Source organism: Pseudomonas sp. R11-23-07 (assembly GCF_003852295.1).
Lineage (GTDB): Bacteria > Pseudomonadota > Gammaproteobacteria > Pseudomonadales > Pseudomonadaceae > Aquipseudomonas.
Genome location: NZ_CP027761.1, coordinates 3,216,043 through 3,240,196, shown reverse-complemented (window position 1 = coordinate 3,240,196; position 24,154 = coordinate 3,216,043). Strand labels below are relative to the sequence as shown.

Annotated in this window: 21 protein-coding genes and 1 pseudogene; 16 read left to right on the top strand and 6 right to left on the bottom strand. The window is 62.0% G+C overall.

Annotated features, from left to right (window positions below; translation table 11 throughout):
• Positions 1 to 21 precede the first annotated feature (21 nt).
• The gene (locus C4J84_RS14735; protein ID WP_124436324.1) at positions 22 to 2,139 is read left to right on the top strand and encodes a TonB-dependent receptor domain-containing protein; all 2,118 of its coding nucleotides are present in this window, start codon (positions 22 to 24) and stop codon (positions 2,137 to 2,139) included.
• Positions 2,140 to 2,168: 29 nt separating this feature from the next.
• Here the strand turns inward: C4J84_RS14735 and C4J84_RS14730 are convergent, their stop codons facing one another.
• Positions 2,169 to 3,986, bottom strand: coding sequence for a sigma-54-dependent Fis family transcriptional regulator (locus tag C4J84_RS14730; protein ID WP_124435615.1), 1,818 nt, complete (start codon positions 3,984 to 3,986; stop codon positions 2,169 to 2,171).
• Between the two features lie 337 nt (positions 3,987 to 4,323).
• On the opposite strand from C4J84_RS14730, the gene C4J84_RS14725 reads away from it, so the two are divergent.
• The 6 genes from C4J84_RS14725 to C4J84_RS14700 all read left to right on the top strand — a co-directional run bounded on the left by C4J84_RS14725 (position 4,324) and on the right by C4J84_RS14700 (position 10,377).
• Complete coding sequence (locus C4J84_RS14725; protein ID WP_124404513.1) at positions 4,324 to 5,418, top strand: ABC transporter ATP-binding protein; 1,095 nt, start codon at positions 4,324 to 4,326, stop codon at positions 5,416 to 5,418.
• The gene (locus C4J84_RS14720) at positions 5,418 to 6,515 is read left to right on the top strand and encodes an ABC transporter ATP-binding protein (RefSeq protein WP_124371031.1); all 1,098 of its coding nucleotides are present in this window, start codon (positions 5,418 to 5,420) and stop codon (positions 6,513 to 6,515) included. The genes C4J84_RS14725 and C4J84_RS14720 overlap by 1 nt, the downstream gene beginning before the upstream one ends.
• Entirely contained in the window at positions 6,512 to 7,378 is an 867-nt protein-coding gene (locus C4J84_RS14715) for a carbohydrate ABC transporter permease (RefSeq protein ID WP_124363238.1), read from the top strand. The genes C4J84_RS14720 and C4J84_RS14715 overlap by 4 nt, the downstream gene beginning before the upstream one ends.
• 10 nt (positions 7,379 to 7,388) lie before the next feature.
• Positions 7,389 to 8,189: a carbohydrate ABC transporter permease gene (locus C4J84_RS14710; RefSeq protein WP_003232361.1), complete on the top strand. Its 801-nt coding sequence runs from the start codon at positions 7,389 to 7,391 to the stop codon at positions 8,187 to 8,189.
• A gap of 11 nt (positions 8,190 to 8,200) precedes the next feature.
• Complete coding sequence (locus C4J84_RS14705) at positions 8,201 to 8,473, top strand: DUF2160 domain-containing protein (protein ID WP_124363237.1); 273 nt, start codon at positions 8,201 to 8,203, stop codon at positions 8,471 to 8,473.
• 161 nt (positions 8,474 to 8,634) lie between these two features.
• Entirely contained in the window at positions 8,635 to 10,377 is a 1,743-nt protein-coding gene (locus C4J84_RS14700) for an ABC transporter substrate-binding protein (RefSeq protein ID WP_124363236.1), read from the top strand.
• Between the two features lie 84 nt (positions 10,378 to 10,461).
• On the opposite strand, the pseudogene C4J84_RS26795 reads toward C4J84_RS14700, so the two are convergent.
• Positions 10,462 to 10,557, bottom strand: a pseudogene (locus C4J84_RS26795) (N-acetyltransferase); the annotation flags it as partial.
• A gap of 194 nt (positions 10,558 to 10,751) precedes the next feature.
• Between C4J84_RS26795 and C4J84_RS14695 the strand changes: the two are divergent.
• The 5 genes from C4J84_RS14695 (at position 10,752) to C4J84_RS14675 (ending at position 15,894) form a co-directional block, all read left to right on the top strand.
• The gene (locus C4J84_RS14695; RefSeq protein WP_124372439.1) at positions 10,752 to 10,931 is read left to right on the top strand and encodes a stability determinant; all 180 of its coding nucleotides are present in this window, start codon (positions 10,752 to 10,754) and stop codon (positions 10,929 to 10,931) included.
• 177 nt (positions 10,932 to 11,108) lie between these two features.
• On the top strand, positions 11,109 to 12,488 hold the full coding sequence (locus C4J84_RS14690; RefSeq protein WP_124371030.1) for an iron-containing redox enzyme family protein: 1,380 nt from the start codon (positions 11,109 to 11,111) through the stop codon (positions 12,486 to 12,488).
• A 10-nt stretch (positions 12,489 to 12,498) separates the two neighbouring features.
• Positions 12,499 to 13,443, top strand: a complete 945-nt coding sequence (locus tag C4J84_RS14685) for a class I SAM-dependent methyltransferase (RefSeq protein WP_124371029.1) — start codon at positions 12,499 to 12,501, stop codon at positions 13,441 to 13,443.
• 6 nt (positions 13,444 to 13,449) lie between these two features.
• Entirely contained in the window at positions 13,450 to 14,589 is a 1,140-nt protein-coding gene (locus tag C4J84_RS14680; RefSeq protein ID WP_124371028.1) for a carboxylate-amine ligase, read from the top strand.
• Positions 14,590 to 14,649: 60 nt separating this feature from the next.
• Positions 14,650 to 15,894, top strand: a complete 1,245-nt coding sequence (locus tag C4J84_RS14675; RefSeq protein ID WP_124371027.1) for a zinc-dependent alcohol dehydrogenase — start codon at positions 14,650 to 14,652, stop codon at positions 15,892 to 15,894.
• Between the two features lie 120 nt (positions 15,895 to 16,014).
• Here C4J84_RS14675 and C4J84_RS14670 read toward each other — a convergent pair whose 3' ends face one another.
• Together C4J84_RS14670 and C4J84_RS14665 are read right to left on the bottom strand one after the other, a co-directional pair.
• Positions 16,015 to 16,446 carry a hypothetical protein gene (locus tag C4J84_RS14670; RefSeq protein WP_124371026.1) on the bottom strand — a complete coding sequence of 144 codons (432 nt, stop codon included), beginning with the start codon at positions 16,444 to 16,446 and terminating at the stop codon, positions 16,015 to 16,017.
• Between the two features lie 109 nt (positions 16,447 to 16,555).
• Complete coding sequence (locus C4J84_RS14665) at positions 16,556 to 17,344, bottom strand: helix-turn-helix domain-containing protein (RefSeq protein ID WP_124367360.1); 789 nt, start codon at positions 17,342 to 17,344, stop codon at positions 16,556 to 16,558.
• Between the two features lie 85 nt (positions 17,345 to 17,429).
• Here C4J84_RS14665 and C4J84_RS14660 point away from each other — a divergent pair, with 85 nt between their 5' ends.
• The 3 genes from C4J84_RS14660 (at position 17,430) to aqpZ (ending at position 20,780) form a co-directional block, all read left to right on the top strand.
• Complete coding sequence (locus C4J84_RS14660) at positions 17,430 to 18,428, top strand: bile acid:sodium symporter family protein (protein ID WP_124435614.1); 999 nt, start codon at positions 17,430 to 17,432, stop codon at positions 18,426 to 18,428.
• 154 nt (positions 18,429 to 18,582) lie between these two features.
• A complete protein-coding gene (locus C4J84_RS14655) occupies positions 18,583 to 19,767 on the top strand; it encodes a sugar transporter (protein WP_124371024.1) in 1,185 nt (394 codons plus the stop codon).
• A 308-nt stretch (positions 19,768 to 20,075) separates the two neighbouring features.
• The gene (aqpZ, locus tag C4J84_RS14650) at positions 20,076 to 20,780 is read left to right on the top strand and encodes an aquaporin Z (protein WP_124435613.1); all 705 of its coding nucleotides are present in this window, start codon (positions 20,076 to 20,078) and stop codon (positions 20,778 to 20,780) included.
• Positions 20,781 to 20,822: 42 nt separating this feature from the next.
• On the opposite strand, the gene C4J84_RS14645 is transcribed toward aqpZ, so the two are convergent.
• Positions 20,823 to 22,064 (bottom strand): methionine gamma-lyase, encoded by a 1,242-nt coding sequence (locus tag C4J84_RS14645; RefSeq protein ID WP_124435612.1) that lies wholly within the window; start codon positions 22,062 to 22,064, stop codon positions 20,823 to 20,825.
• 123 nt (positions 22,065 to 22,187) lie between these two features.
• Here C4J84_RS14645 and C4J84_RS14640 point away from each other — a divergent pair, with 123 nt between their 5' ends.
• Positions 22,188 to 22,658, top strand: coding sequence for an Lrp/AsnC family transcriptional regulator (locus tag C4J84_RS14640; protein ID WP_124435611.1), 471 nt, complete (start codon positions 22,188 to 22,190; stop codon positions 22,656 to 22,658).
• 12 nt (positions 22,659 to 22,670) lie between these two features.
• Here the strand turns inward: C4J84_RS14640 and C4J84_RS14635 are convergent, their stop codons facing one another.
• On the bottom strand, positions 22,671 to 24,083 hold the full coding sequence (locus C4J84_RS14635; RefSeq protein WP_124435610.1) for a PLP-dependent aminotransferase family protein: 1,413 nt from the start codon (positions 24,081 to 24,083) through the stop codon (positions 22,671 to 22,673).
• Positions 24,084 to 24,154: the final 71 nt, after the last annotated feature.

Sequence of the window (24,154 nt, the reverse complement as noted above, 5' to 3'; positions counted from 1 at the left end):
CCGTATTCCAAGGACCTGCCCATGCTGTTGCGACAACCTGCGCTACTGTTCGCCGCCCTGACCCTCAGTTCTCAGGTACAGGCCGAAGACCTGCAATTGGCGCCGGTCGAAGTCACTGCGTCTGAAGCCAGCGCCGGCGAAATCGCCCAGGCACAGCTCAAAAGCGTGCCCGGCGGCACTAATTTTATCGACATGGACAGTGTGCAACAGGGCCGGGTGAGCTCCAATGAGGACGTCTTCAAGTACCAGGCCGGGGTGTACGCCAAGGCGGCGAACAATGAAGGGGTCAAGCTGTCCATTCGCGGTTCGGGCTTGAACCGCAGCCCCGGTGCCCATGCCTCCGGGTTGTACGAAATGTTCGACGGCCTGCCGCTCACCGGTCCCGGCGGCACGCCCTATGAACTCAAGGACGCGCTGTGGCAAAGCCAGGTAGAAGTGCTGCGCGGCGCCAATGGCTTCGACCGGGGCGCGTTGGCCCTGGGCGGCGCGGTCAACTATGTCAGCCGCACCGGTCTTGACGCGCCCAAACTGCAACTGCGCTATGAGGCGGGCAGCCATGGTTACGCCCAGCGCGAGATCAGTTCCGGCCAGGTGCTCGGTGCTGCCGATTACTACATCAGCCTCACCGATTCTGCGTCCGACGGTTACCAACACCAGAGCGCCGGCACCGGCAAGGGCGTCGCGGCCAACTTTGGCTATCGCTTCAACCCGGACCTGGAAACGCGCTTCTATTTTCGCTACCGCGAAACCACCAACGACACCCCGGGCAAGCTCACGCGCTACCAGATCAGCCATGACCCGCGTGCCGCCAACAGCCTCAACGCCGCCCGCGATTCCAAGCGCTTGCAACCGGGTTCCACCTGGATTGCGAACAAGACCACCTTGCAATTGGATGACGCTTCGCGCGTCGAAGTCGGGCTGGCCTATCACGACTACCCGATGGACCTGCGCGAAGGCACCAACCGCCTGAAAGTCGCCTACACCGACATCAGCGGCACCCTCAATTACATTCGCCAGGACAGCCTGTTCGGCCACGACAGCAAAACCACGCTCGGCTTGCGCACCACCCAGGCGATGCCGAACAACGGCGCCTCGGAGTACGTGCGCACCCCGGCGGGCAATACGGCCGGCTACGCTCCGGGCACCAAGACCCGTGACTACACCTACCTGGGTTCCGACACCGTGCTGCATATCGGCAACGAACTGGAGCTGGTGCCTGACCTATGGCTGACCAGCGGCTTGGCCGCGATCTATACCCGCCGCGAAACCCAGGTCACCTATCCAGACGGCCAAGCCCCGACCAGCCAGCACGATTGGGACTACGCGCCACGCATTGGCCTGCGCTATGACTTCACCCCGCAATTGCAGGTGTACACCAACCTGAGCCGCTCGGTGGAGCCGCCGCACGCCTGGTCGATGATCTGGGGTTCCAACAAATACTTTGGTACCGGCAGTGGCGCGGCCACCGGCTTACAGCGCGAAGGCGTGAAGTTGCGCAACCAGACGGCGACGACGCTGGAAGTCGGTGGCCGCGGTGAGGCCTGGCTCGGCCAGTGGGACCTGGCGCTCTACCGCTCTGAAGTTCGCCACGAGCTGTTGACTGTGGAAACCCAGGCCCAGACCGCAACCAGCAATGCCATCGTCGCCGAAGCCAACGCCAGCCCCACCGTGCATCAGGGCGTGGAACTGAGCCTGCTCAGCCCGCTGTGGGAGGGCGGTCGCAACGGCCAGCTTGCGCTGCGCCAAGCCTACACCTTCAGCGATTTCCACTACCGCGATGACGAGCGTTTCGGTGACAACACCTTGCCCGGCATTCCCAAGCATTATTATCAGGCGCAGTTGCGCTACAGCCATCCGAGCGGTTTCTACACCAGCCTCAACACCGAGCATGCCTCGCGGGTGGCGGTGGACTACGCCAACTCTTACTACGCCGCGGCCTACACCACCCTGGGCGCCACGTTTGGCTTTGACGCGCCCAAGCAGGATTGGCAGGCCTGGGTCGACCTGCGCAACCTGACCAATCGGCGTTATGCCAACACCGTTACCCCGGGCTATGACGACAAAGGCCTGGATGTCGCGCGCTCCACACCGGCCGATGGCCGGGGCCTCTATACCGGCGTGTCGTGGCGTTGGCGCTGAAGGGGCATCTGGCTGAGTGACGCGCCCGCTCAGCCTTCGTTCTGGCGAAGGCGCTTGTACAGGGTATTGCGGCTCACCCCGAGTTCGCGGGCGAGGTGCGATATGTTGCCGCCTGCCGCCTTCAAGCGTTGCGTCAGGTCGATGCTGTCATCCAATCGCTCGCTGGCGGGCTGCGGTATCGGCCCCTGCAAATCCACAAAAAAGTCATCGGGCAGATGCTCCGGGCGGATCGGCTGTTCCTCAGCCATCGCCAATGCCACCTGCAACACACTGCTGACCTGGCGCAGATTGCCCGGCCATGGATGCTGTTCGAACAGCTTCAGCACCTCGGCGCTCAGGCCGGCCCACTGCGTGGGGTCGCGGTGTCGCTGCCACAGTTGCTGGAACAACGCCTGCTTGTCGCTGCGCTCGCGCAACGGCGGCAGTTCCAGGGTCAGGCCACCAATGCGGTAATACAAATCCTCCCGAAAACGCCCGGCTTGCACCAGCTCCCGTAGCGCGCGGTTGGTCGCCGAGATGATGCGCAAGTCCACCGGGAACACCTCACTGCTGCCCACCGGCTGCACGCAGCGCTCCTGCAGTACCCGCAACAGCCGCGCCTGGGTGGGAAGTGGCATATCGCCGATCTCATCGAGAAACAGCGTGCCCTTGTCGGCCTTGCGGATCAGGCCGATGCTGCCCTTTTGATTGGCGCCGGTGAACGCGCCTTTTTCATAGCCGAACAGTTCCGATTCCACCAGCTCAGCCGGAATCGCCGCACAGTTCACCGCGATCAATGCCTGGCGGCTGCGGGAACTGGCCTGGTGCAGGGCTTTGACGAAGACCTCTTTGCCCACGCCGGTCTCGCCGTGGATCAACAACGGAATGTCCTTCTCCAGCAGGCGCTCGGCCTGGCGCACGGCTTTCTCCACGCGTGCGTCGCCAAAATGCAGGGTGGTGAGGCTCACGGCGCTCGGCTTTGCAGGCGCCGGTTCATTGAACATCCGCGCTTGTACCGGCGTCTGCCTGGGGCGCTTGAGCAGGCATTGGAAGCGATTGCGTCCCGCCGCTTGCAGGGAAAACGCCAGCCCCTCCGGCTGATTCAACAACTCCAGCAGCGACACCTTGAATAAGCTGTCGATCATCACCCTCGACAAGCTGATCCCCAGCAGGTTGTCCGCGCGCCGGTTGGCCGACAGCACCTGGCCGCTTTCATCAAAGATCAGCAGGCCCGCCCACTGGCTGTCGAGGTTGCTCAGGCCGGTGTTGAACGTCAGCTGGAAATGCTCGCCGCGAAACAGGTTGAGGATCAGCCGGTTTTCCACGGTCTGGCTCATCATCTTGACCATGCCCAGGGTGTGGGAGGGCGGCAGGTAGCTGTCGCTGGAGACATCCAGCACTGCGATGATCTCGCGTTGCGCGTCGAAAATCGGCGCCGCCGAACCGGTCATGAAGCGGTTGGCCTTGAGGAAATGTTCGTCGTGCTCGATATGCACCGCCTGGGCGCAAGCCAGCGCGGTGCCGATGGCGTTGGTGCCGCTGGCGTGTTCCATCCAGCTCGCACCCGCGCTGAAACCACGGGCCAGCCCGGGCTCGATAAAGCGCTGGGTGCCCCACGACGTCAGGACCTGGCCCTGGTTGTCAGCCAGCATGATCAGGCAGTTGGAATTGCTCAGGATGTTCTCGTAGTAGGGCAGCACTTCCTGATGGGTGGTCTGCACCAGTGAATGCTGGCTCTCCAACAACTGCCGAATGCCCTCGGCGGGCAGTTGGTCGAAGCTGGGGACGCTCTGGTGATCCAGGCCGAACGCGCGGCAACGGCGCCAGGAGTCCTGGATGATGGTGTCGTGAGTCAGTGGTTCGGCCATGTGTTGACCTTCATTTTTATTGTTATTGAGTGTGCACAATCTAACGGATGTAACCAGACCCATGTGGGAGGGGGCTTGCTCCCGATAGCGGTGTGTCAGTCAGCATTTCTTTTACTGATATACCGCTATCGGGAGCAAGCCCCCTCCCACAGTCTGATCAGTGTTGTTCAGAACTGTTCATTGTCAACCCCCTCAGTGTTCATTTGTTCAGCCAGGGTGTTCATTCCTGAACATCCAGATTGACCCATTTCCTTATGCATCAACCACCTGCCATTTCTGGCACGAAACTCGCTCTGATAACTGGCCAGATTCATTCCAATAATAAAAAGGTCGTGTCATGTCATTGACCCTGGAACATGTCTCCCGCGTTGTCGAAGGTCAAACCTGGATCGACGACGTCAACCTGCGCTTCGAGGCGGGCTCCTTCAACGTGTTGCTCGGTCGTACCCTGTCCGGCAAGACCAGTTTGATGCGTCTGATGGCCGGCCTGGATAAGCCCGACAGCGGTCGCATCCTGATGAACGGTGTGGATGTCACGCAAAAACCGGTGCGCCTGCGCAACGTGTCGATGGTGTATCAGCAGTTCATCAACTATCCGACCATGACCGTGTTCGAGAACATCGCCTCGCCTTTGCGCCAGGCCGGTGTGTCCAACGAGCTGATCCAGAGCAAGGTGCTGGAAACGGCGCGGATGCTGCGCATCGAGAAATTCCTGCAGCGCCACCCGCTGGAACTGTCCGGTGGCCAGCAGCAGCGTACGGCCATGGCGCGGGCGTTGGTGAAGGACGCCGAGCTGATCCTGTTCGATGAGCCGTTGGTCAACCTGGATTACAAGTTGCGCGAAGAACTGCGCCAGGAAATGCGCGAACTGTTCAAGGCGCGCCACACCATCGCCATCTACGCCACCACTGAGCCGAACGAAGCGCTGGCGCTGGGCGGTACTACCACCATCCTGCACGAAGGCCGGGTGATCCAGAGCGGCAAGGCCGCCGAGGTCTATCACCAGCCACAAAGCGTATTAGCGGCCGAGTTGTTTTCCGAGCCACCGATCAACCTGATGCCCGGGCGCATCAGTGGCAACGAAGTGAGTTTCGCCAACTTCGTGCATTTCCCGCTCAATGTCGACCTGCGCCCCATCGGCGAAGGTGAGTTCCGCTTTGGCGTGCGCCCCAGCCATATCAGCCTGGTGCCGAGCAACGACGATGACCTGGAGCTGGCGGTGACCGTGGAAGTCGCCGAGATCAGCGGTTCGGAAACCTTCCTGCATGTGCGCAGCGAACACTTCCTGCTGGTGTTGCACCTGCCGGGGGTGCACGAGTACGACGTCGATGCGCCGATCCGCGTTTACATCCCCACCCATAAACTGTTTGTGTTCGATGGCCAGGGACGTTTGGTCCAGGCCCCCGGGCGCCGTGTCGCGAGGGTTGCCTGATGGCCGAGATCCATTTGCAGAACCTGGCGCACAGCTATAGCGCGACCCCGAGCGGCCCTGAGGATTACGCCATCCGGGAAATGAACCATGTGTGGGAGCAGGGCGGAGCCTACGCCTTGCTCGGGCCGTCGGGCTGCGGCAAGTCGACCTTGCTCAACATCATTTCCGGCCTGCTCAGCCCGTCCGAGGGCCAGGTGTTGTTCGATACCCAAGTGGTCAACGACCTCACCCCGGAAAAGCGCAATATCGCCCAGGTGTTTCAGTTCCCGGTGGTGTACGACACCATGACAGTGTTCGATAACCTGGCGTTTCCCTTGCGCAACCAAGGCATGGCCGAGGCGAAAATTCACAGCAAGGTGCAGGAAATTGCCGAGGTTCTCGACCTGCAAAACCTGTTGAGCAAAAAAGCCCGCAACCTCACCGCCGACGAAAAACAGAAAGTCTCCATGGGCCGTGGCCTGGTGCGCGACGACGTGTCGGCCATCCTGTTCGATGAACCGCTGACGGTGATCGACCCGCACCTGAAGTGGAAACTGCGGCGCAAGCTCAAGCAGATTCACGAGCAGTTCAACATCACCATGGTCTACGTCACCCACGACCAGCTTGAGGCATCCACCTTCGCCGATAAAATCGCCGTGATGTACGGCGGGCAGATCGTGCAGTTCGGTACGCCGCGCGAATTGTTCGAGCGGCCGAGCCACACCTTTGTCGGTTATTTCATCGGCAGCCCTGGGATGAATCTGATCGAGGTGCAGGCCGAGGCGGGCGGGGTGCGGTTTGCCAACACGCTGTTGCCGTTATCCGAGGCGTTGCAGCAACGCCTCGCTGCCACCGATTACAAAAAGCTTCAGGTGGGTATTCGCCCGGAATTCATCCATGTGTGGGACGAGCATAACCCTGACGCCTTGCAGGCCGAAGTCACACACCTGGAAGACCTCGGCACCTACAAAATCATGACCCTCAACCTCGACGGCGCCACCCTCAAAGTGCGCCTGGCCGAAGACAAACCGGTGCCCGAAGGCCGCGCCTGCATCAGCTTCCCCGCGCAATGGCTGATGCTCTACGCCGACGATTACCTGCTGGAGGAACTGCCATGAACAAGGTGCAGAACAACAAGGCCTGGTGGCTGGTGTTGCCGGTGTTCCTGCTGGTGGCGTTCAGTGCCGTGATCCCGATGATGACTGTGGTCAACTACTCGGTGCAGGACATTTTCGACCAGTCCAGCCGCTATTTCGTCGGCGCCGACTGGTACAAACAGGTGCTGCTCGACCCGCGCCTGCATGACTCGCTGCTGCGCCAGTTCATCTATTCGGCCTGTGTGCTGCTGATCGAAATCCCGCTGGGCATCGCCATCGCCCTGACCATGCCGACCAAAGGCCGTTGGTCGTCGCTGGTGTTGATCGTGCTGGCGATTCCCTTGCTGATTCCGTGGAACGTGGTCGGCACCATCTGGCAGATTTTCGGTCGCGCCGATATCGGCCTGCTCGGTTACAGCCTCAACGCCATGGGTATCAGCTATAACTATGCGGCGAACACCATGGATGCCTGGGTCACCGTGCTGGTGATGGACGTGTGGCACTGGACTTCATTGGTGGCGTTGCTGTGCTATTCGGGGCTGCGGGCGATCCCGGACGTGTACTACCAGGCTGCGCGCATCGATCGGGCGTCGGCCTGGGCGGTTTTCCGACACATCCAGTTGCCCAAGATGAAAAGCGTGCTGTTGATCGCGGTGATGCTGCGCTTCATGGACAGTTTCATGATCTACACCGAGCCGTTCGTACTCACCGGTGGCGGGCCGGGCAATGCCACCACCTTTCTGAGTCAGACCTTGACCCAGATGGCCGTAGGCCAATTCGATCTCGGCCCGGCGGCGGCGTTTTCGCTGGTGTACTTCCTGATCATCCTGTTGGTGTCCTGGCTGTTCTACACCGCCATGACCCACTCCGACGCCAACCGCTGAGGCCACCAACATGAGCAAGCGCAAGCTGATACCGCTTTTGATCTACATCCTGTTCCTGCTGGTGCCGATCTACTGGTTGCTGAACATGTCGTTCAAGAGCAACACCGAAATCCTTGGCGGGCTGACCCTGTTTCCGCAGGATTTCACCCTGGCCAACTACAAGGTGATCTTCACCGACCCCAGCTGGTACACCGGCTACCTCAACTCGCTGTACTACGTGAGCTTGAACACGGTGATTTCCCTGAGCGTGGCATTGCCGGCAGCCTACGCGTTTTCGCGCTACCGTTTCCTGGGCGACAAGCACCTGTTCTTCTGGCTGCTGACCAACCGCATGGCGCCGCCGGCGGTGTTTCTGCTGCCGTTTTTCCAGTTGTATTCGTCCATCGGCCTGTTTGACACGCATATCGCGGTGGCGCTTGCGCATTGTTTGTTCAACGTGCCGTTGGCGGTGTGGATCCTGGAAGGGTTCATGTCCGGGGTGCCCAAGGAAATCGACGAAACCGCCTACATCGACGGCTACTCGTTCCCCAAGTTCTTCGTGAAGATTTTTATCCCGTTGATTGGCTCCGGTATCGGCGTCACGGCGTTTTTCTGCTTCATGTTTTCCTGGGTCGAACTGTTGCTGGCGCGCACCTTGACCTCGGTCAATGCCAAGCCCATCGCAGCGGTGATGACCCGCACGGTCTCGGCCTCGGGTATCGACTGGGGCGTACTGGCGGCGGCGGGGGTGTTGACCATCCTGCCGGGCATGCTGGTGATCTGGTTTGTTCGTAACCACGTGGCCAAGGGCTTCGCCCTGGGCCGGGTCTAGAGGAATCGATGATGGAATGGATGGCCTGGACCACCCCGACTGCACTGTTCTTTGGCGGCATCGCGCTGATTCTGGCGGGCATGACCACCTGGGAGTTGCGCGCGCCGAGTATCCCTCGGCGTGGTTTTCTGCCGATCAGCACCACCCGTGGTGATCGCTTGTTTATCGGTCTTCTCGGCAGCGCCTACCTGCATTTGCTGGTAATCGGCGCCACCGGCTGGAGCATCTGGGTGGCGACTGCGCTGTCCCTGGTGTGGCTGTTGAGTGTGATGCGCTGGGGCTAGGTGTGCACACCCTGTAGGAGCGGGCTTGCTCGCGAAAATCGTCAACGATAACGCGGTGTTCCTGGTAGCCCGCGGTGTCTTTGAGTTTTTCGCGAGCAAGCTCGCTCCTACAAGAGAGGGGTGTCTGCGAGTCCCGTCTTGAAATTAACCAGGAGGTCTCTATGTTGAATAAAAACAATAAGCTGCGACATAGCATTTCATTGGCCGCCGTACTGGCCCTCAGTGGTTTGAGCGCTACGGCCTGGGCCGATGCGTATGAAGATGCCGCGAAAAAATGGATCGGCAGCGAGTTCAAGCCGTCCACCCTCACGGCCGAACAGCAATTGGAGGAATTGAAGTGGTTTATCAAGGCCTCGGAGCCGTTCCGTGGGATGAAGATCAACGTGGTGTCGGAAACCCTCACCACCCACGAGTATGAATCCAAGGTGCTGGCCAAGGCCTTCAGCGAAATTACCGGGATCAAGCTGACCCACGACCTGCTGCAGGAAGGCGACGTGGTGGAAAAGCTGCAAACCCAGATGCAGTCCGACAAGAATATCTATGACGGCTGGGTCAACGACTCGGACCTGATCGGTACGCACTTTCGCTACGGCAAGACCGAGTCCATCACTGACCTGATGGCCAACGAAGGCAAGGATTTCACCTCGCCGACCCTGGACCTCAAGGACTTTATCGGCCTGTCCTTCACCACCGCCCCGGACGGCAAAATCTACCAGTTGCCCGACCAGCAGTTCGCGAACCTTTACTGGTTCCGCGCCGACTGGTTCGAGCGCCCGGAGCTGAAAGCCAAGTTCAAGGAAAAGTACGGCTATGATCTCGGCGTGCCGGTGAACTGGTCGGCCTATGAAGACATCGCCAAATTCTTCAGCGAAGACGTCAAGGAAATCGACGGCAAGCGCATTTACGGGCACATGGACTACGGCAAGAAAGATCCGTCCCTGGGCTGGCGCTTCACCGATGCCTGGTTCTCCATGGCCGGCGGCGGCGACAAGGGCTTGCCCAACGGCTTGCCCGTGGACGAGTGGGGCATTCGCGTGGAGGACTGCCACCCGGTGGGCTCCAGCGTTACCCGTGGCGGCGACACCAACGGCCCGGCCGCGGTATTTGCCACGCAGAAATACGTGGACTGGATGAAAGCCTACGCGCCACCGGAAGCGGCGGGCATGACCTTCTCCGAATCCGGCCCGGTGCCATCCCAGGGCAACATCGCCCAACAAATCTTCTGGTACACCGCGTTTACCGCCGACATGGTCAAGCCGGGCCTGCCGGTGGTGAATGCCGACGGTACGCCGAAATGGCGCATGGCGCCGTCACCGGTCGGACCTTACTGGGAAAAGGGCATGAAAAAGGGCTATCAGGACGTAGGATCCTGGACCTTCCTCAAGTCCACGCCGGAGAAGCAGAAACTCGCGGCCTGGCTCTACGCGCAGTTCGTGACCTCGAAAACCGTGTCGCTGAAGAAAACCATAGTCGGCCTGACGCCGATTCGTGAGTCCGATATCAACTCCCAGGCCATGACCGACATGGCCCCCAAACTCGGCGGCCTGGTGGAGTTCTATCGCAGCCCGGCCCGCACCGAGTGGTCGCCGACCGGCACCAACGTGCCGGACTACCCACGCCTGGCGCAACTGTGGTGGAGCAACATCGCGGCCGCCGCCAGCGGCGAGAAAACCCCGCAACAGGCCCTGGACAACCTGGCCAAGGAACAGGACGCGATTATGACGCGCCTGGAGCGCTCCAAGGTGCAACCGGTGTGCGGCCCGAAAATGAACCCCGAGCGTGACGCGCAATACTGGTTCGACCAGCCAGGCGCGCCGAAGCCGAAACTGGCGAACGAGAAGCCTAAAGGCGAGACCGTGAACTACAACGACCTGCTCAAGCAGTGGGAGGCGGCGCGTAAGTAATAGGGCTACGAAAACCCTGGATGCGCTGAGTACCAGTGTGGGAGGGGGCTTGCCCTAATGCCAGTCAGTTAAGGCGACACCGATCCTGTGGCGAGGGAGCTTGCTCCCGCTGGACTGCGCAGCAGTCCCATTGTTTGGGGCCGCTTCGCGCCCCAGCGGGAGCAAGCTCCCTCGCCACAAGTTAGTTCTCGCTCCTGCTACTTCTTAACTGACCGGCATTAGGGCTTGCCCCCTCCCACATCACTTGGGGCAGAACGGAGCCGTGTGTGCCATTTTTCGTCTTGCGGGTGAGCTGGCTGCATTTCATCTGGTGGTTCAAGACAGCTTCCAGGGTTGCGGCTAAACTGCTGAGCATTCATCCAGGAGGTGACCTGATGGCAGTTCCACTTTCCCCAATTGTTTCGGAGTTTGAAACCGAAGAGCAGGCGAGTAGCCATGATCTCTGGTTTCGGAAAAAAGTCGAAAAAAGCCTGACCAATCCTGGCCCCGGTGTGGCGCATGATGAGGTCATGGCAAGGGTAGAGGCGATTATTCAACAAGCTGAGCATGATTAGCTGCCAACGCCTGCTGCTTGAAGGAAATCGCGACCGCTTATCCCCCCTTTTACAACCTCATTTGAATTTTTCGCACATTCCGATGCTCTGCATCCCATAAGCGTGTGTTTTGAAGCGCTTTTGCGGGGCCGCCTTGCAGGGTGGCCCGTTGTAACGGACTTTGCGGAAACTGCCACCATGACACTCCTCACTGCGCTGTCGGGCCAACCGGCCTCTCTCACCGACTCGGCCCCTGGCCGGCATCAACGGGTGTATCAACAGCTGTATGGCGAAGCTCCAGGCGCGGCGGCATTGGCGCGTGACTACCTGCAGGATCAGCTGACGCACGTGGAAAGCACCGCCTGCGACCTGCCCGAAGTGCCCGAGCAGTTGCTGGCCTGGGTCGAACAGCGTTGCGCCGCCGTGGCCCAGGCGTATGCCGAGTACCTGGAGCAACGCCAGCAGGGCCGGCCACGTCGCTATTTCCAGAACAAGGCGCACGCGTTGTATGTGCTGCAGCGCGTGGCCCCGACCAAACAGGTCGACGGCGCCTGGCTCTACGGCCTGCTGCGCTATTGGCAGGACCAGCGCTTCGACGGCCTGCTGACCACCTACCTCGAAGAGTTGGGCGACGGCGAAGCGGCGCAGAACCACGTGGTGATCTATCGCAAGCTGCTCAGTGAGCACGATGCCGACAGCGAGGCGGGGCTTGAGGACGGCCACTATTTGCAAGGCGCCCTGCAGTTGGCCCTGGGCCTGTGCGCCGACGAATTCCTGCCGGAAGTCATCGGTTACAACCTGGGTTACGAGCAGTTGCCACTGCACCTGCTGATTACGTCATACGAACTCAGTGAGCTGGGCATCGACCCCTATTACTTCACCCTCCACGTGACCATCGACAACGCCAGCAGCGGCCACGCCAGCAAAGCCGCGCAATCGGTGTTGAACCTGCTGCCGCTGGGCGAGGGCAGGGAGGCGTTCTACCGTCGCGTCGCGGCCGGGTATCGCCTCAACGATCTCGGCCCAGGCACCACGGCGGTCATCGCAGATTTCGATCTGCAGGAAGAGGTGGTGGCCATGCTCGAACGCAAGCGCACCTTTGGCCAGCACATGCACTCGGACTACTGCCGCTTCGAAGGCAAGACCGTCAACCAATGGCTGGCCAAGCCCGGCCAGATCGGAGACTTTCTCCGGGCGATGGAAGACAAGGGCTGGATCAAGCGCAACCAGGACCCCGCCGAGAGCCGCTTCTGGCAGTTGATCGAGGGGGCAGGAGCGGCGATGTTCGGCGTGTTCAGCGGTTATGAAAAACAGGTGCTGCACGACTGGATCGCCGGTGACTGGATCAGCAGCCAGCGCGTGCCGCCGGTTCGTCCGGGCCGTGGCAGCCGTTTCTCCCGCGAGCAGCATCGCCCTGCGGATCCTGACACCCAGGCCCTGGTGGATTCGTTATGGAACTTGCCCGATGACCAGCAGCTCACCGCGCTGATCCCGTGGATGTCAGCGCGACGCCACTGCAGTCCCGCAGGGTTGTACGCCACCCGCCGCTTTATCCAACTGCGCGCACGCCTGCGCTAAGGAAACATCCATGTCTGCACAACAACTGGCTGACCGCGCCCTGCTGAACCTCGGCCGAGGTTTGAAGGAGAGCGGTTACCGTTTTATCACGCCGACGCCGCTGACCCACGAGCGCGTGTACCGGCGCCTTGGCACGCCCTTGGCGATGAGTATGCGTGACGTATTTGGCTGGTCGATGCCGTTCGACAACGAGCTGTTGCCCGAGGCATTTCGTGACGAGTTGCAGCAGGCCGAGGTGATCGAAAAACACGACGCGCTGTGGCGCAGCAGTGTGCGCTGGTCGAGCCTGGATGACCTGTTGTTTGCCCATTCGCCGTATCCCACCGTCGAGGCGGACGCGGTGTTTTTCGGCCCCGACAGCTATCGATTCGCCCAGGTTATCCAAGCCCATCTGCAGCAGCGTTTCGAACCGCTCAAGCGTGCGGTGGACATCGGTTGCGGGGCGGGGGTCGGCGCGCTGGTCATCGCCCATGCGCGGCACGACGCCGAGGTGCTGGCGGTGGATATCAATCCCCGTGCGCTGCGCCTGACTGCGGTGAATGCCGAGCTGGCCGGCCTGGCGAATGTCAGTGTGTACCAGAGTGATGTGCTGACCAGCGTCGAGGGTGAATTCGACCTGATCGTCGCCAACCCGCCGTACATGAATGACGACCGCCAGCGCGCCTATCGCCACGGCGGTGGCGCGTTGGGCGAACAGCTGTCGGTGCGCATCGTCAGCGAATCGCTCCCACGCCTCGCCATTGGCGGGAGCCTGGTGTTGTATACCGGCGTGGCCATGGTGGCGGGCGGCGATGCGTTTCTGGAAGCGGTCAAGCCGTTGCTGACCAGCGACGCTTATGGCTGGACCTACCGTGAACTGGACCCCGACGTCTTCGGCGAAGAACTCGATAAACCGGGGTATGAACGCGTCGAGCGGATCGCTGTGGTTGCACTCACCGTTACGCGCCTGCGCTGAACGCTCATGCTCACCTTCGGTATCGAAGAGGAGTATTTCATCACTGACCTGCACACGCGCCAGATGCTCGCCGCGCCCTCGGCAGCCGTGATCGCGGCCTGCCGGGAGGCTATCGGCGAGGGCTTCACCCATGAAATGTTCCAGGGCCAGATAGAGGCCGCCTCACCAGTGTTTCACTGCGGCGAGGAGGCGGCCCACTACCTGGCAACGGTGCGCCGCGACCTGGCGCGGGCCTTGGCCAACTTCGGCCTGGGCGTGGTGTGCGCCGGCAGCCATCCCTTGGCCGATTGGCGTGAGCAACGGCCCACCGAGCACGGGCATTTCCGGCAGTTATTCGAGGACGTGCAGTACGTGGCGCGACGCAGTGTGTTGTGTGGCTTGCACGTGCATGTCGAGGTACCGGCACGGGTCGATCGCATCGCGGTGATGAACGAGGTGTTGCCCTGGTTGCCGTTACTGCTGTTGTTCAGCTGCTCCTCACCCTTCTGGAACGGTGCGCCCACGGGGTTCATGAGCTACCGCCAGGTCGCTTGCGATGAGTGGCCGCGCATGGGTGTGCCGGAGCATTTTGCCGACTGGGACGAGTACCAGCGCTACTTGGCAATGTTGCAGCGCATGGGCGCGATCGAAGCCGATGGCAACGGCTGGTGGGGCATTCGCCCGGCGGCGCGCTATCCCACCCTTGAACTGCGCATGACCGATGCATGCCCACGGCTGGAAGATGGCCTGGCCCTGGCGACGTTATTTCGAGTGATGGTCAGCCATGCCTGCGCGATGCAGCAGCCCGGTGCGGGCTTCACCCCCGAGACGCGTTGGCTGCTCAAGGAAAACCGCTGGCAAGCCAAGCGCTTTGGCGCAGCCGGTACCTTTGCGCTGGACGCCTCAGGCGCCCTTTGCAGCGCGCACCAGTGGTTGCAACGCGCTTGCCAGAGGTTCGCCGACACGGCCGACGCCCTGGGTGAAGGCCAGCTGTTCGACAGCCTGCACAGGTTGCTGCGGCGTGGTAACAGTGCAACCGAGCAGTTGCATTGGTACGCGCAGGCGCGCAGCGCGGGTGTCGATGCGTCGGGCGGCCTGTGCCGCGTGGTGGATGGGCTCCTGGCCCAGAGCCGCGGCGACCATTTATCGGTTGCCGCAGCAGGTTGAGGGAACACTGGGCACTGCGTGCGCCCTTAACTAATAAGCCCAACCACAGGAGTGCAGAGCATGCGCGCGATGACCTACCAAGGCGCCCACAAAGTCCAGGTCGATACGGTACCTGACCCGATCATTGAACAGCCCGACGACATCATTTTGCGCGTCACCGCCACGGCGATCTGCGGTTCGGATTTGCACCTGTACCGAGGCAAAATTCCGACCGTGGAGCATGGTGATATCTTCGGGCACGAGTTCATGGGCATCGTCGAAGAAGCCGGCCCGGCCGTGACGGCGGTGCAACGGGGTGACCGCGTGGTGATCCCCTTCGTGATTGCCTGTGGCGACTGTTTTTTCTGCCAGCTGCAGCAATACGCAGCCTGCGAAACCACCAACGACGGGCGCGGTGCGATCCTGAATAAAAAGGCGATCCCGCCGGGGGCCGCGCTGTTCGGCTATAGCCGCCTGTATGGCGGCATTCCCGGTGGCCAGGCCGAGCTGGTGCGCGTACCCAAGGCCAACGCCGGGCCGTTCAAGGTGCCAGGTGTGCTGGCGGATGAAAAGGTGTTGTTCCTTTCCGACATCCTGCCCACCGCCTGGCAGGCGGTGACCAACGCCGGTATCGGCAAAGGCTCCAGCGTGGCGATCTATGGTGCTGGCCCGGTGGGCTTGCTCAGCGCAGCGTGCGCGCAGATGCTCGGCGCCGAACAGATTTTCATGGTCGACGACCATCCCTATCGATTGGCCTACGCGCAAAAGATGTACGGCGTGATCCCGATCAACTTCGAAGAGGACGACGACCCCGCCGACACCATCATCCGCCAGACCGCCGGCATGCGCGGTGTCGATGGCGTAGTGGATGCGGTGGGTTTCGAAGCCAAGGGCAGCACCACAGAAACGATCCTCACCACCTTGAAGATCGAAGGCAGCAGCGGCAAGGCCCTGCGCCAATGCATCGCCGCCGTACGCCGTGGTGGCGTGGTCAGCGTGGCCGGGGTGTATGCCGGCTTTATTCACGGCTTCATGTTTGGCGACGCGTTCGACAAGGGCCTGACCTTCAAGATGGGCCAGACCCATGTGCAGCGCTTCCTGCCGGAGCTGCTGGAGCATATCGAACTGGGCCACCTGAACCCGGAAGCGATCATCACCCACCGGCTGTCGTTGGAGCAGGCGGCGCGCGGCTATGAGCTGTTCGATAAATGCGAGGAGGAGTGCCGCAAGGTGATTCTGGTGCCGGGGAGCAGCGATCGGCCGCTGACCGAGCCGCTGGAAGAACTGACGCCTGAGATCCGGGTGCAAGGCGTTCCCGGGTTTTAATTTGCTAATACAAAACCTATGTGGGAGGGGGCTTGCTCCCGATAGCGGTGGGCCAGCTAAGTAATAGGTAGCTGACACACCGCCATCGGGGGCAAGCCCCCTCCCACATTTAATGTGAACTCAAGTCATAGCCTGTGGCTGAATGTGCAATTGGTCATCCAGGTCCTTGACCAACCCGCTGGCCAGCAGCAGTGGCGCCACGCGCTTATGCAACTGTGGCTCGACGAATTCCTTGACGGTATCGAGCACCAGCACGCCGCTGAGCGGCAACTCCGCCTTGGTGTAGGACAACCAGGCTTTCTTCAGCACCATCACCACATCGCTGCCCGCCGTGGAGGCGAAGCGGCGGTGCGTGGGCTTGCCGTCGAAATTGAAGGTGTGCTGGAACGCATAACCGCTCTCATCGCCGCCGCTGGCGCTGCAGCGGATGCAGGTGCACGGGCCGTCGCCGAAAGCGCTGCGCAGGTAGGCGTTGAAGTCCACCACGGGCTTGAGTGACAGGCGCTTATCAACCTCGAACAGGTCCCCGGTCATTTTTTCGTCAGTGTTCAACGTCCATTTCCTCGCAAGTCGGTAGCGGTCTTTCAAAGCGCGGCACAATACCAGCCGAGCGCGTGTTTGGGGATTATTTGAACGTGGCGCTTGGTCAACTGGACAACGCTCAGCGAAAAAATTCACCGGGCGTGGCCTCGAACTGCTGGCGAAACGCGTTGATAAACGCCGAAGTCGATTCATAACCACAGCCCAGCGCCACATCTGTCACCCGTTCACCTTGCTCCAGGGCGGGCAGGGCGCTCAACAGTCGCAGGCGTTGGCGCCACGCGCGAAACGTCAACCCTGTGTCGCGCACAAACAAACGGCTGAGGGTCTTTTCGCTCACCCCCAGCTTGCGGCTCCACTCGCCCAGGGTGGTCTGCTGCTCCGGATGCAGATTCAGGCTGCGGTAAATCTGGCGCAGGCGCGGGTCGTGGGGCAAGGGCAGCATCAAATCCACGTGGGGCGCTGCAGCGAGTTGGTCCAACACCACTTGGGCCAGGCGGCCGTCGGGGCCATCCTCGGCATATTCCACGGGCAGTTCGCTGAAGCTGCGGATCAATTCGCGCAACAAATTGCTCACCGCCAGCACCTGGCAGCGCTCGGCCGCCCAGGCGGTCACGCGGCAATCGAGGTAAAGGCTGCGCATTTCCGTATGGGGCGAGCTATAAACGCGATGGGGCATGCCCGCCGGAATCCACACCGCACGCTGCGGTGGCGCAACGAAGCGGCCGGCGCTGGTCTGGATCTCCAGCACCCCGGAAATCGCATACGACAACTGCACCCATGGATGGCTGTGCCGCCGCGTCAGCGCGCGGTTGGGCAAGGATTCGGTGCGCCCATACACCGGTCGTGGCAGGCTGGACAGCCCGGGTACGCTGCGGCGGACGGTTTTTTCGTGTCCTTTAGGCGGCATTTACTGGCTCATTGGCGTTAGTCGGTAACAGGTCGTTACGTTAGAGTCGCCAAGATGCTCTTGGCAACCCCTGGAAGATTTGCTTATGACCCGTCCACGTTTCCTGCCCGACAACTTCACCCTGACCCTGATCGCCACGGTGATCCTCGCCTCCTTGCTGCCGGCCAGCGGCCAGACCGCTGTGGCCTTCGGCTGGGTCACCAACCTCGCCATCGCGCTGCTGTTTTTCCTGCACGGTGCCAAGCTGTCACGCCAGGCCATCGTCGCCGGGGCCGGGCACTGGCGTCTGCACCTGCTGGTGTTCAGCCTGACCTTCGTGCTGTTTCCGCTGCTCGGCCTGGCGCTCAAGCCGCTGCTGTCACCGCTGATCGGCAACGAGCTGTACATGGGCATGCTTTATCTCTGCGCGCTGCCGGCCACCGTGCAATCGGCGATTGCCTTCACCTCCCTGGCGCGCGGCAACATCCCGGCGGCGATCTGCAGCGCGGCGGCCTCGAGCCTGTTCGGGATCTTCTTGACGCCGTTGCTGGTGACCCTGCTGCTTGATGTGCACGGCGATGGCGGCTCCACCGTCGACGCGATCCTGAAGATCAGCGTGCAGTTGTTGCTGCCGTTCGTCGCCGGCCAAATCGCCCGGCGCTGGATCGGCGACTGGGTGGGCCGCAATAAAAACTGGCTCAAATTCGTCGACCAGGGCTCGATCTTGCTGGTGGTGTACGGCGCCTTCAGCGAAGCGGTCAACGAAGGCATCTGGCACCAGATTCCGCTGTGGGAACTGGGCGGGCTGGTGGTGGCGTGCTGCGTGTTGCTGGCCCTGGTGCTGGTGGCCTCCGCGCTGCTGGGCAAGGCGTTCGGCTTTAACCAGGAAGACCGCATCACCATCCTGTTCTGCGGTTCGAAGAAAAGCCTGGCCACCGGCGTGCCCATGGCCCAGGTGCTGTTCGCCGGGGCGACCATGGGCGTGCTGATCCTGCCGCTGATGCTGTTTCACCAGATCCAGCTGATGGTGTGCGCGGCGTTGGCCCAGCGCTATGCGAATCGACCGGAGAGCATTCCTGAGTTGATGACGCAGGTGGATCCGTGAGTCAGGCTTGATCGACGGGCGGCCTTTGCCCTGAGACTGCGCGCGATTGTCGCAGGATCGGCGCCAACAGCACCGCAGGAAACCTATAGAATGCTCAACGGCCCCGCGTGTCCTGCGCGGCCGTTTGATCACTGTCAGAGTACCTCGCCCGTCAATGAGCCTTTCAGCCGCAACCCCTCAAGCCAATTGGCAACCGGTCATCGCCCTGGCGCTGGCCGCGTTTGTGTTCAATACCACCGAATTCGTGCCGGTCGGCCTGCTCAGCGCTATCGGCGCCAGCTTTGATATGCCCGTGGCCAGCGTCGGCCTGATGCTCACTATTTACGCGTGGATTGTGTCGCTGACATCGTTGCCGGTGATGCTGCTCACGCGTAACGTCGAACGGCGCAAGTTGCTGATCGTGTTGTTTGGCTTGTTTATCGCCAGTCATATCCTGTCCAGCGTGGCGACCAGCTTCGGCCTGCTGATGGTCAGCCGCATCGGTATCGCCCTGGCCCATGCGTTGTTCTGGTCGATCACCGCCTCCCTGGCGGTACGCCTGGCACCGGTGGGCAAGCAGGTGCAAGCCCTTGGCCTGCTCGCCACCGGCACCTCCCTGGCGATGGTGCTGGGCATTCCCCTTGGCCGCCTGCTCGGCGAAGCCATGGGCTGGCGCACCACCTTCCTGGTGATCGCCGCGTTTGCGGCCGCACTGGTGTTCTGGTTGGCGCGCACCTTGCCGCCGCTGCCGAGCCAGAACTCAGGCTCCCTGCGCAGCCTGCCGTTGCTGTTCAAGCGCCCGGCATTGGTGGCGCTCTACGTGCTGACCGCGATGACCGTCACCGCACAATTCACCGCCTACAGCTACATCGAACCCTTCGTCGAAGGTGTCGCCGGCCTGGGCGGCAGTGCGGTCACCCTGATCCTGCTGGTGTTCGGCGGCGCCGGCATCATCGGCTCGCTGCTGTTCAGCCTGGTGCATCGGTTCAATCCGCACGTGTTCGTGATCAGCTGCGTGTTCCTGCTCGCGGCCTGCCTGGCGCTGATGCTGCCGTTGAGCGGCGCCCAATCCTACCTGGTGGTGCTGAGCGTGTTCTGGGGCATGGCGATCATGGGCTTCGGCCTGGCGATGCAGTCCAAGGTACTGGTGCTCGCGCCGGACGCCACGGACGTGGCGATGGCGATGTTTTCCGGCATCTACAACATCGGCATCGGCGGCGGCGCGCTGATGGGCAGCTGGGTCGGCAGCCACTTCGGCTTCGCCTGGATCGGTGCGGCGGGCGGGTTGCTGGCGGCGCTGGGGTTGGTGGGGTATTGCCTGGCGATTCGGCGGTTTGGGACGGGTGTGGTGCAGAGCTGAACGGGAAAAATAGAGGGCGGCCCTGGGGCTAATGCCAGTCAGTCAAGGCTTTTTGTAGGAGCGAGGCGGGCGGCTAGCCCTTGCTCGCGAAAAACGTCAACGATAACGCGTGCTTCCTGAATAAACGCGGTGCCTGTGAGTTTTTCGCGAGCAAGCTCGCTCCTACAGACGGTGGTGTACGCTTAACTGACTGGCATTAGGGCAAGCCCCCTCCCACACAAAACCGGACAAGTCCTATAGGGCTCATCAATGTCCATTGCTACCGTCGCGCGGGACCGCCCACCCCCCGTGTGACGGCATGAACTGCAATGGAGTCAATTGTGCAAAAGCGTTTGATCGCAGAGCTTCTGGGTACTTTCTGGCTGACCTTCGGCGGATGTGGCAGTGCCATCCTGGCGGCGGCGTTTCCAGAGTTGGGTATTGGTTTTGCAGGGGTGTCTCTGGCATTCGGTCTTACCGTGTTGACCATGGCCTATGCAGTGGGCGGTATTTCCGGCGGGCATTTCAACCCGGCGGTGACCATTGGCTTATGGGCGGGGCGTCGAGTGTGTGGTGCTGATGTGTTGCCTTACATCGCGGCGCAGGTGATTGGCGCAATTCTGGCGGCCGCAGCACTGTACTTGATCGCCAACGGCCAGCCCGGTTTCGAACTCGGCGGTTTTGCCGCCAACGGTTATGGCCCGCTGAGTCCCGGGCACTTCGACATGAAGTCCGCTGCATTGGCCGAGCTGATCGCCACGTTCTTTTTTGTGTTGATCATCATGCGCGCCACGGCGCCGGGCGCGGTTGCCGGCTTTGCACCCATCGCCATCGGCCTGGCGCTGACCCTGATTCACCTGGCGCTGATCCCGGTGACCAACACGTCGGTCAACCCCGCGCGAAGCACGGGGCCGGCGTTGTTTGCCGGGGCGCAATACCTGTCACAGCTCTGGTTGTTCTGGCTGGCGCCAATCGCAGGCGGGGTGATGGGTGCGTTGGCGGCGTGTGCGTTGGATGACCGCGATCCGGATTGATGCACCTGGGGCTCCTTATAGCCCGTTACCACAGCCCGACGGTTATTTCCCCGCGTGCGCGGCCAGCAACGTTGGACGCGCAACCGCACGGGCACACTTGCCCAATGCCTGTTGCACATCCGCCAACAGGTCGGCGACGTCCTCAAGCCCCACCGACAAGCGCACCAGGCCTTCGCTGATGCCGTGTTGCGCGCGTTCCTCGGGGGTGTAGGTGGAGTGGGTCATGCTGGCCGGGTGCTGGGCCAGTGATTCGGCGTCGCCCAGGCTGACCGCGCGGGTAAACAGCTTGAGCGCGTTCATGAAGCGCCGCCCGGTATCGATCCCGCCTTTGAGCTCGAAGGCAATCATGCCGCCGGAACGCTTCATTTGCCGCGCAGCCAGTTCGTATTGTGGGAAGGACGCCAGCCCAGGGTAGGTCACCCATTGCACGGCGGGATGCGCCTGTAGGGCTTCGGCCACCGCCTGGGCGTTGCTGCAATGGCGGTCCATGCGCAGGGCGAGGGTCTTGAGGCCGCGCATCAGCAAGGCGGCGTCCTGCGGGGACATCACCGCGCCGGTCAAGTCCTTGAGCCCTTGCAGGCGGATGCGTTGCGCTATCGCGTGACTGCTCACCGCAATGCCTGCGGTGATGTCGCCATGCCCGCTGAGGTACTTGGTGGCCGAGTGCACCACCACGTCGGCGCCCAGCTCCAGGGGCCGTTGCAGGTAGGGCGTGCAATAGGTGTTATCGACTACCACGGTGACATTCGGTTGCTGGTGGGCGAGCCGGGCCACGGCGGCGATGTCCACCAGGCGCAGGGTGGGATTGGCCGGGGTCTCGCAGTAGATCATGCGGGTCGCGGGGCCGAGTGCCGCTTGCAGGGCGGCCAGGTCGGTCAGGTCGACATGGCGCACCTTGATGCCGAATTCGCTGATGCCATGCAGCAGGGCGAAGGTGCAGCCGTACAGCGTCTGACTGACGATTACCTCGTCGCCTGGGCGCAGCAGGGTCCAGAACGTCGCAGCAATCGCGCCCATCCCGGAACTGAACGCCACCGCCGCCTCGCCGTTTTCCAGGGCGGCCATGCGCGACTCCAGCAGGGCAAGGGTCGGATTCGAAATACGCGTATAGAAGTGGCCGCTGGCCTCCCCGGCAAAGCAGGCCGCGCCGTACTCTGCGGTCGGAAAAGCGAAGGTGGCCGACAGGTAAATCGGCGGTACCAGGGCGCCGTGATGGTCCTTGGGGTCGTAACCGTGGTGAATCGCGCGGGTAGAAAAACCGAACGCAGGGCGTTTATTGTTCATGTCGGGCGCTCCTTATTTCCTACAATGCTATGCTCATAACCACAGTTGAACGTTGCGAAAATGGCTGGATACGCCGGCGTTCATGGATGAAAACCCGATAAAAACAATGAATAGAGGCACATTATGCCTGTCAGCCTGGACCGCACCGATAAAGCCCTGTTAAACGCGTTGCAGGGCAACGCCCGCCTGACCGTGGCCGAACTCGCCGAGCGCGTTGCCCTGACCACATCGCCGTGCTGGCGACGGGTGCGCAACCTGGAAGAGAGCGGGGTGATCAGCGGTTACCAGGCGATCCTGTCCCCCAAGGCCCTGGGCTATGGGGTGACCGCCTTCGTCAGCATCATGATGGAAAGCCACACCCAGGAAATCGCCCGGGCGTTCGAGCAGCGGCTGTTGGCGATTCCAGAGATTGTGGCCTGCCATAACGTGTCGGGGCGCTATGACTTCTTGCTGGAAGTGGTGGCCAAGGACCTGGAGTCGTTCGGCGAATTTGCCAGGGAAGTCCTGCAGACGTTGCCCTGTGTGAAAGAAATCTATTCGAGCTTTTCCTACAAGTCGGTGCGGCCGTTGCGGGTGATTCCGTTGCCGGGGTGACGGCACCGCCACTCAAGCCGCCCGTACCGCCTGCACCAACAACGCCTCGAATACCCGCTGCACCCGCGGCTCATCACTGTGGGCCACATTGAACCGCATCAGGTCGCGATGCGCCGGGTCATAGCCAAATAGCGTGCCGGGCGCCAGCACCATGCTGCGCTTCAAGGCTTCCTGGGCCAGCAGTTCGCCGTTGACGCCGGGCGGCAGGCGCGCCCAGATAAACATGCCGCCTTCAAACGCCATCGGCAGTTCGCAACCGCAGCGCTTGAGCCACTGTTCGACGCGCCCACCGGCTTCCATCAGGCGCTGGACCATGCGCTTGCGGTGCTTGGCATAGCTGCCCTCACTGAGCATGCGGTACACGATCTGCTCGAACAGCTCCGAGGTCACGCCGCCGCTCATCAACTTCATATTGGTCAGGTTGGCGGCCAGCTGTGGCGCGGCCACCACGTAACTGACGCGCGTGTTGGCGCTGAGGATTTTGGAGAATCCCGACAGGTAGGTGACCTGATCCAGCCCGGCGACGGCGGCCAGGCGTGGCGGCGGGTTGGGGTGCAGGTCGCCGTAGAGATCATCCTCGACGATATGGCAGTGGTACTGCTGGGTCAGTTGCAGCAGGCGAAACGCCTGGCTGGGGCTGAAGGAATGGCCAGTGGGGTTATGCAAGACGCTGGTGGTCAGGTACAGGCTGGGCCGGTGTTCGGCCAGCAGGTGTTCCAAGGCGGTGAAGTCGAAGCCGTCGGGGCGACGTTCCAGGGTCACCACCTTGACCCCGTGCAGGGCCAGGTTGGCGTGGAAGTTGAAGTAGCACGGCGCGTCCAGCAGCACCGTGTCGCCGGGACGCACCAGCAAGCGCATGAGCATGTCCAGGCCTTGCACGGTGTTGGGCGTGGTAATGATCTGTTCCACCGGCACCGACAGGCCTTCGCCGTGCAGTTTCTGTTGCAGCGCCTGGCGCAACGGCAACAGCCCGGCCGGCGTGCCGAGCCCGGCGATGCGCAGCGACGGCGCGCGCACCACGCTGCGCATGGCCTGGCGGATCGCTTCGCCGTTCAACCAGTCTTCCGGCAAGTGCCCGCCGCCGGGGCGCAGCTCGCCACTGGCGGTGGCCAGAGGGCGGCGCAACACACTGAGCAGGTCCTGAGGCAGCAGGTCGACCCAGGTCACCGACGCCGGGCGCGCAGTGTCCATCGCCACGAAATAGCCCCGGCCCTGGCGGGAGGTGAGCAGGTTGCGCCCGCGCAGGCGGTCGAGGGCCTCATTGAGGGTGAATTTGCTGACGCCGAGGATTTCGGTCAACGCCCGCACCGACGGCAACTTGCTGCCGGGCGCCCATTCACTGGCCTCGATGGCCTGGCTGAAGGCCTCGACGATCTGCTGGACCTTGGGTGTGCCTTCCACAAAGGCGATGGCGGATACCAACATGAAGCGTCCTTATGTTTGCCGGTACTTTTACCGGTGAAGTTAGGCCGTATTAGGCATTACTTTACTTGCCT